Consider the following 14,732-nt stretch of genomic DNA (forward strand, 5'->3'; position numbering starts at 1 on the left):
AGAAAGGGGCGTTATTACATAATCAAACGGCGTAAATCTGCTAATACAGCACCGATATAGCTAATGAATCGTGCACCATCTGCACCATCAATGACACGGTGGTCGAATGATAATGACATTGGAAGAATTAAGCGTGGCGCAAATTCTTTACCATTCCATACTGGTTCCATTGATGATTTAGACACACCAAGGATGGCCACTTCTGGTGCGTTTACGATTGGTGCAAAGTGAGTGGTACCAATACCACCAAGACTTGAAATAGTGAAACAGCCACCTTGCATATCAGATGCAGTCAATTTGCCTTCACGTGCTTTTTTCGATACTTCCATTAATTCACGTGAAAGTTCGATAATGCCTTTTTTGTTCACATTCTTGAATACAGGCACGACTAAGCCGTTTGGTGTATCTACTGCGACACCAATGTTAATATATTTTTTCAGGATTAAGCGTTGTGCATCTTCGGTAATTGAGCTGTTGAAACGTGGATACGCTTCTAATGCTTTTGCCACCGCTTTCATAATGAACACAACTGGCGTGATTTTTACACCAAGTTTTTGTTTTTCTGCTAATGCATTCTGTTCTTTACGGAATGCTTCTAAATCCGTGATATCTGCTTTATCGAAGTGAGTAACGTGTGGAATCATGACCCAGTTACGATGTAAGTTAGCGCCTGAAATTTTATTGATACGGCTTAATTCGACTTCTTCTACTTCACCGAATTTACTGAAATCAACTTTTGGCCATGGTAATAATCCTAAGCCAGCGCCATTCGCTACGCCATTGCCAGCAGCCTGTGCTGTTGTACCGCTTTCATAAGCTTTAACTGCTGTCTTCACATAAGCTTCGATATCTTCTTTAACGATACGACCTTTACGACCAGAACCTTTTACTTTATCTAAGTTTACGCCAAATTCACGTGCTAAACGACGAATAACAGGGGTAGCATGCGCATAGCCAGCACTTGCCACTACTTGTTCTTGGCTTAAGCCAGATACATTGCCAGATTGAGCTGGTTGTGCCGCCGGCGCAGGCGATGCAACTTGTGGAGCTGGTGCTGATACTGCCACCGCTGGGGCTGCACCCGCTACTTCAAAGCGCATAATTAATGAACCAGTCGATACTTTATCACCTGATTTCACGAGAATTTCTTTTACTACACCGCCGAATGGAGCCGGAACTTCCATTGATGCTTTATCACCTTCAACGGTAATTAATGATTGATCTTCTGAAACAGTATCACCCACGGCAACCATGATTTCAGTCACATTGACTTCATCACCACCAATATCTGGCACATTCACATCTTTAATTGCAGATGTTGTAGCAGTTACAGGTGCCGCTGTTTGAGCTGGTGCAGCCGCAGCAACTGGAGCAGCTGATACTGTTTCAAATTTCATGATGAGTTTGCCGGTTGAAACTTTATCACCGACATTAATTAAAATTTCTTTCACCATACCTGCGATTGGTGCTGGAACTTCCATTGAAGCTTTATCGCCTTCAACATTGATGATTGATTGATCAACTTCAACACTATCACCCACTTTAACCATAATTTCAGTAACGTTTACTTCATCAGAACCGATATCTGGTACGTTTACTTCAACAACAGCCGACGCAGTTGGCGCAGTCGCAGCTACTGGTGCTGCAGGTGCTTCAGTCGCTGCTGCAGCGCCCGCAGTTTCTAATATGAGCATTGGGGTGCCTGTTGTGACTTTATCACCGACTTTGACTAAAACCTCTTTTACAACACCCGCTTCTGGTGCAGGCACTTCCATTGAAGCTTTATCACCTTCAACGTTAATGATAGATTGATCAACAGAAATGGTATCGCCTACGTTTACCATGACTTCTGTTACGGTAACTTCATCACTACCAATATCAGGAATTTGAATTTGTTTTGACATTTTTTTGTTCCTTTTAAAGTGCGGTCATAAAACACGATGTTTTTTGACCGCAGTTTTCATCAATTACGCGTAAAGCGGATTGATACGATCTACATTCAAACCGAATTTCGCAATCGCATCTGCAACAACTTGGTTAGATACTGTACCTTCTTTCGCTAATTGAGAAAGTGCAGCAACCACAACATAACGTGCATCAACTTCGAAGTGTTCACGTAAATTTGCACGGCTGTCTGAACGACCGAAACCATCTGTACCTAACACATGATAATGACGACTTGGTACGAATGCACGGATTTGATCTGCGTATGCTTTAACATAGTCAGTTGAAGCAACGGTTGGTAAATCAGCTAATACTTGAGCAACGTATGGTACGCGTTGTGTCTCTGTTGGGTGTAATAAGTTCCAACGTGCTGCATCGTGACCTTCACGGGCTAATTCATTGAATGAAGGCGCAGAGAATACATCTGAGGTGACACCATAATCTTTTGCAAGAATTTGTGCTGCTTCACGAACATGACGCATGATTGCACCAGAACCTAACAATTGAACGTGGCCTTTGCCTTTTTTACCTTCCACTGTTTCAAATTTGTATAAACCTTTGCGAACACCTTCTTCCGCACCAGCAGGCATTGCCGGTTGATCCATGACTTCATTTAATGTTGTCATGTAATAGAATACATCTTCTTGTTTTTCGCCGTACATGCGGTTAATACCGTCTTGCATAATTACAGCGACTTCAAATGCAAATGATGGGTCGTAAGTGACACAGTTCGGAATGATACCTGCTTGAATATGGCTATGGCCATCTTCGTGTTGTAAACCTTCACCGTTCAGGGTTGTACGACCAGAAGTACCACCCACCATGAAACCACGAGCTAATTGGTCACCAGCAGCCCACATCATATCGCCCACACGTTGGAAACCAAACATTGAGTAATAGATGAAGAATGGAATCATTGGTTGGTTATTGACAGAGTAGGAGTTCGCTGCAGCTAACCAAGATGCGGTTGCACCTAATTCATTGATACCTTCTTGTAGCACTTGACCATCTTTTGCTTCGCGGTAGTAAGCCACTAAGTCACGATCTGAAGGAACATAGTTTTGACCATGTGGGTTATAAATACCCACTTGGCGGAATAAACCTTCCATACCGAAAGTACGCGCTTCATCCGCAATCATTGGAACGATAGTTTTACCAATGTTTTTATCTTTTAATAAGATGTTTAATGCACGAGTAAACGCCATAGTGGTTGAAATACCACGAGGTTGTTCTTCTAATAATGCTTTAAATTCCTCTAATGCGGGAACTTTATATTCAACATCAAATTTAGTACGACGAGCAGGAACATAGCCGTTTAATGCTTTACGGTGACCATGTAAATATTCGTATTCAGGTGTGCCTTCAGCAAATTTAATGTATTCTAATTTTTCTACTTGCTCATCAGTCAATGGTAAATTGAAGTAGTCACGGAAACCTTTAAGGCTTTCATAAGACATTTTTTTAGATTGGTGAGCGGTATTTTTACTTTCCGCTTCAGGAATTTTATAACCTTTAACTTGATGCGCTAAAATCACAACTGGTTTCGTTGCATTTTGTGCTTTTGCATAGGCTGCATATAATTTTTCGCTATCGTGCGCACCACGGCGTAATGCCCAAATTTCATCATCCGTCATATCTGCAACTAATGCAGCGGTTTCTGGATAACGACCGAAGAAGTGTTCACGAATATAGGCACCGTCTTTAGATTTAAAGGTTAAATAGTCACCATCAACCACTTCCATCATTAACTGAGTTAATTTACCTGAAGTATCTTTAGCGAATAATTTATCCCAGTCGCTGCCCCATAATACTTTGATTACTTCCCAGCCCGCACCAGTAAATAATCCTTCTAATTCTTGAACGATTTTACCGTTACCATTAACTGGACCGTCTAAACGTTGTAAGTTACAGCTGATAGTGAAGATTAAGTTATCTAATTTCTCACGAGCTGCAAAAGTTAATGCACCTTTAGACTCAATTTCATCCATTTCACCATCGCCTAAGAATGCGTAAACTTTTTGATCTTTGGTATCTTTTAAGCCACGGTTATCTAAGTATTTTAAGAAACGCGCTTGGTAAATTGCGTTCACTGGGCCTAAACCCATTGAAACCGTAGAGAATTGCCAGAATTCAGGCATTAATTTAGGGTGTGGATATGAAGATAACCCATCGGTAAAGGCTTCTTGACGGAAGTTATCCATTTGTTCTTCAGTTAAACGACCTTCTAAGAATGCACGCGCATACATACCTGGAGCAGCATGGCCTTGGAAGAAAATTAAGTCGCCACCGTTTTTCTCGGTTGCTGCTTTGAAGAAGTGGTTATAGCAAACTTCATACATGGTTGCCGCAGATTGGAAAGTTGAGATATGACCACCTAAGTCAAGATCTTTCTTCTGACTACGCAATACCATAGCAATAGCATTCCAACGCACAGCAGAACGAATACGACGCTCAATAGCATGATCACCTGGGTAAGCAGGTTGTTCAGAAGCTGGAATAGTATTGACATAATCGGTCGTTACACCTGTCGGTAATGAAACACCGTTGGTGCGTGCTTGGCCGATAACTTGCTCAATAATATATTGTGCACGTTCTACGCCTTCTTCACGAATCAAAGAATCTAATGATTGTAACCAATCTTGAGTTTCGATTGGATCAACGTCATTTTTTAAAATCTCAGACATAGGTTTTCCTTATCTGTTAATTAAGTGAACATTAGTTTAGTAAACACTAAACACGAATATCAGAAATGCTTGCCTTTTTACAAACATTTAACAAATCTTGCAAATTTTAGAAGATTTTTTGAGAGAAAGATAGTAAATTTTCATTAAATATCCCTGTTGAGTACTGTGTTAATCGGTAATCTTTTGAAAGTGCGGTAATTTTTCTCGCCTTTTGTAAAGCCTATTAAAATCATAAGTAAAACATTGCATTCTGTAGGGCTTTGCTTTAAAGTTTTCAAACTTATTTCAAAAAGGAATCAATCATGCATATAACGACGCGAACGCTCACCCAACACAAACGTATTGCACTTGTGGCTCACGATAGCTGCAAAAAAAATTTACTGAATTGGACGCAAAAACACAAAGATGCACTTAAGCCTCATATACTTTATGCAACAGGTACAACAGGCCATATTTTAGAACGAGAAACAGGTTTAAGCATTCAATCTTTATTAAGTGGCCCGATGGGCGGCGACCAGCAACTTGGCGGATTAATCGCAGAAAAGAAAATTGACATGATGATCTTCTTTTGGGATCCAATGAATGCCGCACCACATGATCCTGATGTGAAAGCCCTCATGCGTATTGCAACAGTGTGGAATATCCCTGTTGCGATTAATCAAAGCTCCGCAGATTTCATGTTAACTTCAGTTTTATTTGAACAAGATGTGGAAATTGAAGTACCGGATTATGAAGGGTATTTAAAAGAGCGTTTAGCTTAAAAAGATAAGGAATATTTACCGCACTTCATGGTTAAACAGGGCGATAATTTATCGCCCTGTTTTTGTTATCATCCAAAGCCCCCCATCACAAGCATAAAGAGTACCATTTTCAACTGTTCTTCTGGGATTGGCTTACCATTTAGTTTCAATTCGTTATTCTCTAAAGCAAGCGTTAATGTGACGGTTTTATCGGTGTTTACGATAATGCCATTTGCTTCGTCTTCAGCAATTAATTCGTCCATTCTGTAAACTAAATCTTGTTTTTGATTTTCTGGTACAAATTTAGATAATAATGAAATCGCGGTTTCTTTATTCACATCAAAATTGATCGAAAAATCTTTGAATTGTTTGTATAAGCCGCTGCGCATTAAATCAAATTTAGGATTTGGCACTAAAGCAATATTCAGATCCAATGCCACTTTGCCTTTTTCATCAGAAATAGAAAGAGGGGCTAATTTAATTTGAGGCTGATTATTTGCAATGACCATGCCTGCTTGTTGTAATTTTTGTACCAATGCTTTAGGTAACGGCATATCTGAATCAGCCTTGCCTATTGCTACTAAAATGTTTAAAAGTTCTTGTAATGCATTGCCATCAATGTGATTCAATTCTAGGTTGTTGGTAAATTTCCCTAAATTTTTGCCATTAATATGTAGTTCATCCAGATTTGTTTTATTGATGATATTTACTGTATCACCTTCAACTTGTGTAGTTAAATTTGCTTGGCTGTTTTTCTGAATCAGAGAGAGCTTTTCTCCTGTCTCTGCAGACTCGGTATTTTGCTCAAAATAGCCTATTTTACTATTGATATTTCCACTATAAATAAATGGCCATTTTGTGCTTTGTAGTGAGCCTTGTACGACAAGATCTTTTATTTTAATTGATGAAGCGGTTGAAACTGCATGATTTGGGTCATTTGAATTAAATGCATCTACAGATAGCGTATAATTGCTTGGTTCATTTTTCTCTAGATCTACATTTAACACGACATTTGACCAATCAAAATCTGTCTTAGATTGCTCATTGTGATATTGCCCCGATGCAAGTTTTAATTCCGCATTACCATTTAATGCATAATTCATTGCGAAATTAAGTTGTAACGGTTTCTCTGATTTTGTGATGTCAAAGAGTGCTTGAGTTGTTGCATTTTTTCCTAACAAGGTTTGGCTTGAAAAAATGGTTGGAACGAAATTCAGTTTTGCCATACGATCAAGCGGCAAAGGTCCATGATAAAGTGTTGATGATAAAGGAATAATGATTGTTTCATTTGCCTTGTGGATTTCTATTTGATCTTGAATGTGAGAGGCAAATAATCCTCTTTCAAATTTTATATTTTTATAAAAAATTTTACTTTCTTCTAATACATCGGTTTTGGCAAATAGTTGATTTAACTGTTTGAGTTGATGTAAATATTCTTCTTCCGCTTTTTTCCCTGTAAACCATGCACTGGTACACCAAACGGCAGCAAGAGCAACGACTACGCCTGCAGCAATTTTTGATTTTTTCATTTATTTCTTTCCTATTTTAAAGTAAAAATTTTCGCCAAATTTATCACAAATCCCTTTTTCTTGCCTGAAAATTTTTGTTTTCCCCTTGAAGTTCGTCATTTGAGACTTATCTTGAAAACAAGAACGGAAATCACCGCACTTTAAGAAATAAAAAATTTTTAAAATTTTCTCTTGAAATGCGAAAGAATATCCACATCTTAAAACTCGTAATAAATTACCCTGAATTTTAAAATTTTTACTAGGAGTACAAAATGGGAAAAATTATTGGTATTGACTTAGGTACAACAAACTCTTGTGTAGCTGTAATGGACGGCGACAAAGCGCGCGTAATTGAAAATGCAGAAGGTGCGCGTACAACCCCTTCAATTATTGCTTATACAGATAATGAAACCTTAGTTGGTCAGCCAGCAAAACGTCAAGCAATCACTAACCCGAAAAATACATTATTCGCAATTAAACGTTTAATTGGTCGTCGTTTTGAGAGCGAAGAAGTACAACGCGATATTAAAATTATGCCTTTCGAAATCGTGCGTGCAGATAACGGCGATGCGTGGGTAAATGTAAAAGGCGATAAATTAGCACCACCACAAATCTCTGCTGAAGTATTGAAAAAAATGAAAAAAACTGCAGAAGATTTCTTGGGTGAATCTGTAACAGAAGCGGTAATTACCGTTCCTGCATACTTCAACGACGCACAACGTCAAGCAACTATTGATGCAGGTAAAATCGCAGGTTTAGACGTTAAACGTATCATCAATGAACCAACAGCGGCTGCATTAGCGTTCGGTTTAGGTTCAAGCAAAGAGAACCAAGTGATCGCAGTTTACGACTTAGGTGGTGGTACATTCGATATTTCAATCATCGAAATTGATAACTTTGATGGTGAACAAACTTTCGAAGTATTAGCAACTGGTGGTAACACTCACTTAGGTGGTGAAGACTTCGATAACCGTGTAATTGATTACATTATTGATGAGTTCAAAAAAGAACAAAACATCGATTTACGTAATGACCCAATGGCATTACAACGCGTAAAAGAAGCAGCAGAGAAAGCTAAAATTGAACTTTCATCAGCGCAATCTACTGAAGTAAACTTACCTTACATCACTGCAGATGCTACAGGCCCTAAACACTTAGCATTAAATATCACTCGTGCAAAATTAGAAGCATTAGTAGAAGATTTAGTGGCAAGCTCAATTGAGTCTTTGAAAGCTGTATTAAAAGATGCAGGTAAAGGCGTAAGTGAAATTCACGATATCATTCTTGTGGGTGGGCAAACTCGTATGCCACTTGTTCAACAAAAAGTTGCTGAGTTCTTTGGTAAAGAAGCACGTAAAGATGTGAACCCTGATGAAGCGGTGGCAATCGGTGCGGCAGTTCAAGGTGGTGTATTAAAAGGTGATGTAAAAGACGTTCTTTTATTAGACGTAACTCCATTATCTTTAGGTATCGAAACCATGGGCGGTGTGATGACCACTTTAATTGAGAAAAACACTACGATTCCAACTAAAAAATCGCAAGTATTCTCAACTGCGGAAGATAACCAAAGTGCGGTAACCATTCACGTTCTTCAAGGTGAACGTAAGCGTGCAGCAGACAATAAATCTTTAGGTCAATTTAACCTAGAAGGTATTAATCCTGCACCGCGTGGTATGCCACAAATCGAAGTAACATTTGATATCGATGCAAACGGTGTAATCAACGTATCTGCAAAAGATAAAAATACGGGTAAAGAGCAACAAATTCGTATTCAAGCATCTTCAGGTTTATCTGATGAAGAAATCCAACAAATGGTTCGTGATGCAGAAGCAAACGCAGATGCAGACCGTAAATTTGAAGAGCTAGTTCAAGCGCGTAACCAAGCAGATGGCATTGCTCACGCAACACGTAAACAAATTGCAGAAGCGGGCGATGCATTGAGTGCCGCAGACAAAGAGAAAATTGAAGCAGCAGTCGCTGAGCTTGAAACAGCGGCAAAAGGTGAAGATAAAGCAGAAATTGAAGCGAAAATTGAAGCGGTAATTAAAGCCTCTGAACCATTAATGCAAGCAGCTCAAGCAAAAGCTCAACAAGCTGGTGGCGAGCAACCACAACAATCATCAGCAAAAGATGATGGTGTGGTAGATGCTGAATTTGAAGAAGTGAAAGATAATAAATAATTCACCGCTCTTCTTAGCATAAACAAAGGGCGTGGAAACACGCCCTTTTGGTGTATATAAATGATCCCCCTCTTTAGAAAAGAGGGGTTAGGGGAGATTTGATAGCGATATCAAATTTTCTTATGAGCTAAATTTACTTCTGCCAAATCTCCCTCCCGCCCCTCTTTGCTAAAGAGGGGAGTATGTTATAAGCGCCCAAATTTACCCAGAATTTTGTAAATTTAAGGAATAGTTATGCCACTTATACTTTATCCACTTGCTACAATTCGTACGCATAACACAAAGGAAAATCCCGCAGAAAAGATTGGACAGCTTTGGCAGAATAATTTTGCAAAATTGCCTCAAAATGAGCCTTATTATGGTATTTATCTGAATTACGAATCGGATTTTACGGGCTATTATGATGTTGCTGTTGCTCAAGAAAGTAAACCTGAAGGCAGTTTTTCAACCATTGAAATTGAAGATCTGACTTGGTATGAAATCTTCCCCACGACTTATGAATCAGTAGTTCAAACGTGGCAACGCATTTGGAATAAAGAAAAGCAAGGCTTATTAAAACGTGCTTATAAAGTGGATTTTGAGAAATATTATCCAAATGGAAAAGTGGATATTTACATTTCAATTTGCCCACATTGCTAAAAATAGCGAATGTAAGCGGTCAGAAATGACAAAATATTTGCAAATAAAAATACGGAAACACTATGGCAAAAAAAGATTACTACGAAGTCCTTGGATTGAAAAAAGGAGCGAGTGAGAATGACATTAAACGTGCGTATAAACGTTTAGCGTCTAAACATCACCCTGATAAAAACCAAGGCAGTAAAGAAGCAGAAGAAAAATTCAAAGAAATTAATGAAGCTTATGAAGTATTAGGCGACGATCAAAAACGTGCAGCCTACGATCAATATGGCCACGCAGCTTTTGAACAAGGTGGTGGCGCTGGTGGTTTCGGTGGCGGCTTTGGCGGTGCTGATTTTGGTGATATGTTTGGCGATATCTTTGGTGATATTTTTGGTGGCGGTGGACGTGGTCGTCAGCGCGTTGTTCGTGGCGAAGACTTACGCTATGACTTAGAAATCACTTTAGAAGAAGCTGTAAAAGGTACAACCAAAGATATTCAAATCAATACTCTTGCACATTGTGATAGCTGTGGTGGTTCTGGCGCAGAAAAAGGCTCTAAAGTGGAAACTTGTCCGAATTGTCACGGTTCTGGTCGAATTCGCCGTCAGCAAGGTTTCTTTGTATCCGAAAGTATTTGTCCAACTTGCCACGGTAGCGGTAAGAAAATTGAAAAACCTTGTCGCAGCTGTCATGGCGAAGGACGCGTTCATAAGAAAGAAAATCTTTCAGTAAAAATTCCTGCAGGCGTAGATACGGGTAACCAACTTCGCTTAGCGGGCAAAGGCGCTGCGGGTGAAAATGGCGCACCAGCTGGAGATTTATATGTTGTGATTCACGTGAGAGAACATAACATTTTTGAACGTGACGGTAACAATTTATATTGCGAAGTACCGATTAGTTTTGCTACTGCAGCCCTTGGCGGTGAAATTGAAGTGCCGACCTTAGATGGCAGAGTGAAGCTTAAAATCCCAGCTGAAACGCAAACTGGAAAATTATTCCGCATGCGAGGCAAAGGTGTCGCCTCTACACGTAGTGGCTATGCGGGCGATTTGATTTGCCGTATTGTGGTAGAAACACCGGTTAATTTAACCAGCGAACAAAAAGAATTACTCCAAAAACTTGAAGAAAGTTTACAAGGTAAAGATTTAAGTAAACACGCACCAAAATCTTCAGGGTTTTTAGACGGTGTGAAAAAATTCTTTGATAATTTGGGTAAATCTGACAAATAAAGATAATGAAAAAGTCCGCATTTCGCGGACTTTTTTATATGCAAATAATCTCTTCTAAAAATTACCGCACTTTGGGTTTTATTTGCGAATGGTGTATTCGCCTTCACATACCCATTTATAACTTGTTAATGCTTCTAATCCCATTGGGCCACGAGCGTGAAGTTTTTGAGTACTCACGGCAACTTCTGCGCCTAATCCAAATTGTCCGCCATCAGTAAAGCGTGTGCTTGCATTCACATAAACGGCAGCGGCATCGACTTGATTAATAAATTGACGGGCTAGGTTTTGTGAGGACGTTAAAATACTTTCAGAATGTTGCGTACCATATTGGCGGATATGCTCAATAGCAGCATGAATATCTTCCACAACAACCACATTCAAATCCAATGATCCCCATTCTTCGCGTAATTCTTTTTCTGTCACTTCGCAGACATTCGCACCTGCTTGTTTCAATATATTAAGTGCGGTGGATTTTGCATGATATTTTACGTTTTTAGCGGAAAGGTGAGAGACAAGTTTAGGTAAAAATTCTTCAGCAATAGAATGTTGAACTAACAATGTCTCCAATGTGTTACAGGTGCTGGGACGTTGTGTTTTGGCGTTATCAATAACAAAAATTGCTTTATTTTGATCCGCACTTTCTTCAATGAAAGTATGGCAAACACCCACACCACCCACAATAACTGGAATAGTCGAATGTTGTTTACACAATTCATGTAAACCCGCACCACCACGAGGAATAATCATATCCACATAGCGATCTAGTTTTAATAATTGCATAACAAGTTCACGGTTTGGATCGGTAATGGCTTGCACTGCAAATTTTGGTAAGCCTGCTTGCTCTAAAGCATTTTGCACAACTTCGATTAAGATCTTGTTAGAAAACTGCGTTTCTTTACCACCGCGTAAAATCACTGCATTACCTGTTTTAAGGCAAAGACTTGCTACATCAATGGTCACATTTGGGCGAGCTTCATAAATTGTGCCAATGACGCCGAGCGGAGTGCGTACTCGTTCGATTTTAAGTCCGCTATCCAATGTACCGCCGTCTATGATTTTACCCACTGGATCTGCAAGTGAAATAACATGGCGTACATCATTAGCAATGCCTTGTAAACGTTCTTGCGTGAGCAGTAGGCGATCAATCAAAGCATCTGATAATCCATTTTGTTTAGCGAGTTCAATATCTTTTGCGTTTTCGGCTAAGATAAGCGGTGCTTGTTGTTCGAGTTGTTCTGCAATAATGGATAATGCACGATTTTTTTCAGCAGTGGTGAGTTGAGCCAAGATAAATGCCGCATCTTTGGCTTGTTTACCCATTTGTTCTAACATAGTTATTCCCTTTATTGTATTTATTTCTTTTTATTTGGCAGCTTATCTTGTTCTTCCGCTGTGAGTTCTTGGTAATTAAACACTGGCAACCCCCATTCGAAATGAATAGCTAAAAGACGTAAAGTAAAGCTGCTAATAAGTGTGAGTAACACAGCAAGTGTATGTTCTACTTGAAGTGTGCTTAATGCGTAATAAGTCAGCGTGGCAAATAGCGCAATGCTGGCATAGAGTTCTTTTTGGAACACGAGAGGAATTCGATTGCATAGCATATCGCGTAAAACTCCACCAAAGGCACCTGTAATACAGCCTGCAATACAAACAATAGTGAGACTATGTCCCATATCCATTGCAATTTGTGCGCCAATAATGGAATACACCACCAAACCCATCGCATCGAGCACCAAGAAAATAGTGCGAAAGTAGCGCATAAAATGATTGATGAATGGCGCAACATATACGGTAATTACCGCCGCACTTGCCACCATTAAAAAATATTCTGGGTGCTTAACCCAGCCGAGAGGATAATGCCCAAGCAGTACATCACGCACAGAGCCACCGCCAATGGCAGTGACGGATGCGATAATTATCACGCCAAAAATATCCATTTTTTCACGACCAGCCGCAAGTGCGCCTGTCATTCCTTCAGCAGTGATACCGATGATATATAAAATACTAAGTAACATTCATGTACCTAAGTGCGGTTAAAATTGGTTTCATTCTACTTTAAAATTTAATGAATTTTTAGCATAATGGCGCATTATTTTTCAGTCGTCAAAATTATGTCAGAACAATCTTCTAAATATATCGCGGCATTGCTTGCGATATTATCGATCTCAATGGTGCTTGGCATCGATCTATTTATTTTTTCTTTGCAACCTGAAAAGCAAACAATGCCTCATTTAGGTGTAGGCGTGCTGGTTGCACAGTTAATTTCTTTATTGGTTTTTTATCGAGGCGAAATTTGCCCAGGACAACGTGGTCGTTTAATCAAAGTTAATCTGACTTTTGCTATTTATTGGGCGGTGTGGTTGGTGATAAGTTTATTGCAGAATAATCACACGCTTACTAACGTGATGAGCGTATGTGGTCTTTCTGTCGTGTATTTTATTTGGAAACAACCAAAAACTGAAAAAATCCGTAACAGCTTTTTATTGATGGCTGCATTAATTGCGGGTTTAGGTTGCTTGAGTTATTTAATGATTTTTACCGTGCTTCCTGCGAGTGATTTTGCTGAATATAACCCTTTTGCACCGATTTTATCTGGCGTGATTTTGGCAAATCTTGCGCTTGTTATTGCACGAAATCGTTTACAAGGTTTTATTGCATTGTTGCCCTTAGCCATGATTATATTGTTAGCCCTAAATGCCTTGGCAATATTCTTATTTTTGCTTTTAAATGGTATGGAAAATGCGGTTAATTCTGACAGTATTTTCGCTTACAGCATTTATTTTGTTTGCCATTTTGTTATCGCGGCTATTTTGATTCTGCATAGTTTCCAAAAGTGGAAATTATCTGCCAATAGTTTATTTATCCTATTATTTATTGCTGTTTGCTTACCTTTATGGATGGTCTTCGCTTAATGGAAAAGCAAAATAATATTTCCTCTTTGATGTTGGTGGTAGGCTGTATTTTATTTGGATTAGGTAGTTTGATTGTTAAGTTTGTGCCTGTCGGTGCTTATGCAATTGCTTTTTGGCGATTATTAATTGCATCGGGCATTTTCTATTTTTTAATGAAATTAAAACGCCAACATTTTCCAAAAAGTAGAAAGGCTTTATTTTTCTCCGCACTTTCAGGGGTATTTTTAGCGTTTGATCTTGCCTTTTGGCATGAAAGTATTTACGCCGTAGGCCCTGGCATTTCTACCTTATTAAATAGCTTGCAAATTTTTTGTTTGGCTGCCATTGGTTTTGTCTTTTTTGCAGAATGTCAAAGCAAACTACAAATATTAAGTTTGTTTTTGGCGATAGTTGGCGTAGCGTTAATTTCTGTCGAAGAATTACAGCATAATATTGACGGAATTTATGGCATTGTGATTGGTTTAATTTCAGCGGTAATGTTGGCTGGTTCTATGGTGATGGTGAAAAAAGTTCATCAAGAAGAGCCAACAGCATTATTTCCGTTGATGTTAATGATCAGTTTTACAGGTTCTTTAGTGCTGCTTGTCCCATCTTTAATTTTCAATTCAAATAATCTTTATCCAACAACATGGCAGGATTGGGGATTAGTCGTCATTTACGGTGCAGTAATGCAGTGCGTAGCTTGGGGCATGATTGCTTATTCAATCCCTTTGCTTTCGCTAAGTGTTACAGGATTATTGTTACTCACGGAACCAATAGCTGCATTGTTGATTGATTATTTCTATTTGGATAAAGTAATTAATCCTTGGCAATGGCTTGGTGCATTGCTCACTTTATTTGCGATTTATCTAGGATCGAAACGTTAGAAATTAATGTTCCCTCACTAACATTGAGGGAACAATGATGAATTGTGA

11 protein-coding genes are annotated in these 14,732 nt (G+C 39.1%); 6 read left to right on the forward strand and 5 right to left on the reverse strand.

Features of this window, described 5'->3' with window-relative positions; genetic code table 11:
• Positions 1–14: 14 nt before the first annotated feature.
• Positions 15–1,904, reverse strand: a complete 1,890-nt coding sequence (gene aceF / locus AAX15_RS04265) for a pyruvate dehydrogenase complex dihydrolipoyllysine-residue acetyltransferase (RefSeq protein WP_046939281.1) — start codon at positions 1,902–1,904, stop codon at positions 15–17.
• A 63-nt stretch (positions 1,905–1,967) separates the two neighbouring features.
• On the reverse strand, positions 1,968–4,628 hold the full coding sequence (gene aceE, locus AAX15_RS04270; RefSeq protein WP_046939282.1) for a pyruvate dehydrogenase (acetyl-transferring), homodimeric type: 2,661 nt from the start codon (positions 4,626–4,628) through the stop codon (positions 1,968–1,970).
• A 302-nt stretch (positions 4,629–4,930) separates the two neighbouring features.
• Between aceE and mgsA the strand changes: the two genes are divergently transcribed.
• Complete coding sequence (gene mgsA, locus AAX15_RS04275) at positions 4,931–5,389, forward strand: methylglyoxal synthase (protein WP_005638200.1); 459 nt, start codon at positions 4,931–4,933, stop codon at positions 5,387–5,389.
• 68 nt (positions 5,390–5,457) lie between these two features.
• Here mgsA and AAX15_RS04280 read toward each other — a convergent pair whose 3' ends face one another.
• On the reverse strand, positions 5,458–6,897 hold the full coding sequence (locus tag AAX15_RS04280) for a YdgA family protein (RefSeq protein ID WP_046939283.1): 1,440 nt from the start codon (positions 6,895–6,897) through the stop codon (positions 5,458–5,460).
• A 251-nt stretch (positions 6,898–7,148) separates the two neighbouring features.
• Here AAX15_RS04280 and dnaK point away from each other — a divergent pair, with 251 nt between their 5' ends.
• The 3 genes from dnaK to dnaJ all read left to right on the forward strand — a co-directional run bounded on the left by dnaK (position 7,149) and on the right by dnaJ (position 10,906).
• Complete coding sequence (gene dnaK / locus AAX15_RS04285) at positions 7,149–9,056, forward strand: molecular chaperone DnaK (protein ID WP_046939284.1); 1,908 nt, start codon at positions 7,149–7,151, stop codon at positions 9,054–9,056.
• A 234-nt stretch (positions 9,057–9,290) separates the two neighbouring features.
• A complete protein-coding gene (locus tag AAX15_RS04290; protein WP_046939285.1) occupies positions 9,291–9,695 on the forward strand; it encodes a GyrI-like domain-containing protein in 405 nt (134 codons plus the stop codon).
• A gap of 62 nt (positions 9,696–9,757) precedes the next feature.
• Complete coding sequence (gene dnaJ / locus AAX15_RS04295) at positions 9,758–10,906, forward strand: molecular chaperone DnaJ (protein WP_046939286.1); 1,149 nt, start codon at positions 9,758–9,760, stop codon at positions 10,904–10,906.
• A gap of 78 nt (positions 10,907–10,984) precedes the next feature.
• On the opposite strand, the gene proA is transcribed toward dnaJ, so the two are convergent.
• Positions 10,985–12,238 (reverse strand): glutamate-5-semialdehyde dehydrogenase, encoded by a 1,254-nt coding sequence (gene proA / locus AAX15_RS04300; RefSeq protein ID WP_046939287.1) that lies wholly within the window; start codon positions 12,236–12,238, stop codon positions 10,985–10,987.
• A 20-nt stretch (positions 12,239–12,258) separates the two neighbouring features.
• On the reverse strand, positions 12,259–12,921 hold the full coding sequence (locus AAX15_RS04305) for a trimeric intracellular cation channel family protein (protein ID WP_046939288.1): 663 nt from the start codon (positions 12,919–12,921) through the stop codon (positions 12,259–12,261).
• 96 nt (positions 12,922–13,017) lie between these two features.
• Here AAX15_RS04305 and AAX15_RS04310 point away from each other — a divergent pair, with 96 nt between their 5' ends.
• Both AAX15_RS04310 and AAX15_RS04315 read left to right on the forward strand, forming a co-directional pair.
• Entirely contained in the window at positions 13,018–13,818 is an 801-nt protein-coding gene (locus tag AAX15_RS04310; protein ID WP_046939325.1) for a hypothetical protein, read from the forward strand.
• Entirely contained in the window at positions 13,800–14,684 is an 885-nt protein-coding gene (locus AAX15_RS04315; RefSeq protein WP_413540587.1) for a DMT family transporter, read from the forward strand. Before AAX15_RS04310 ends, AAX15_RS04315 begins: the two co-directional genes overlap by 19 nt.
• Positions 14,685–14,732 lie beyond the last annotated feature (48 nt).

Source organism: Haemophilus haemolyticus (assembly GCF_001008275.1).
Lineage (GTDB): Bacteria > Pseudomonadota > Gammaproteobacteria > Enterobacterales > Pasteurellaceae > Haemophilus > Haemophilus haemolyticus_P.

Bases quoted from the DNA above. Each gene is read 5' to 3' on its own strand.
- AAX15_RS04315 (WP_413540587.1), top strand. From the start codon at position 13,800: ATGGATGGTCTTCGCTTAATGGAAAAGCAAAATAATATTTCCTCTTTG.
- AAX15_RS04310 (WP_046939325.1), top strand. From the start codon at position 13,018: ATGTCAGAACAATCTTCTAAATATATCGCGGCATTGCTTGCGATATTA.
- aceE (WP_046939282.1), bottom strand. From the start codon at position 4,628: ATGTCTGAGATTTTAAAAAATGACGTTGATCCAATCGAAACTCAAGAT.
- AAX15_RS04290 (WP_046939285.1), top strand. From the start codon at position 9,291: ATGCCACTTATACTTTATCCACTTGCTACAATTCGTACGCATAACACA.
- AAX15_RS04305 (WP_046939288.1), bottom strand. From the start codon at position 12,921: ATGTTACTTAGTATTTTATATATCATCGGTATCACTGCTGAAGGAATG.
- mgsA (WP_005638200.1), top strand. From the start codon at position 4,931: ATGCATATAACGACGCGAACGCTCACCCAACACAAACGTATTGCACTT.
- proA (WP_046939287.1), bottom strand. From the start codon at position 12,238: ATGTTAGAACAAATGGGTAAACAAGCCAAAGATGCGGCATTTATCTTG.
- dnaK (WP_046939284.1), top strand. From the start codon at position 7,149: ATGGGAAAAATTATTGGTATTGACTTAGGTACAACAAACTCTTGTGTA.
- aceF (WP_046939281.1), bottom strand. From the start codon at position 1,904: ATGTCAAAACAAATTCAAATTCCTGATATTGGTAGTGATGAAGTTACC.
- AAX15_RS04280 (WP_046939283.1), bottom strand. From the start codon at position 6,897: ATGAAAAAATCAAAAATTGCTGCAGGCGTAGTCGTTGCTCTTGCTGCC.
- dnaJ (WP_046939286.1), top strand. From the start codon at position 9,758: ATGGCAAAAAAAGATTACTACGAAGTCCTTGGATTGAAAAAAGGAGCG.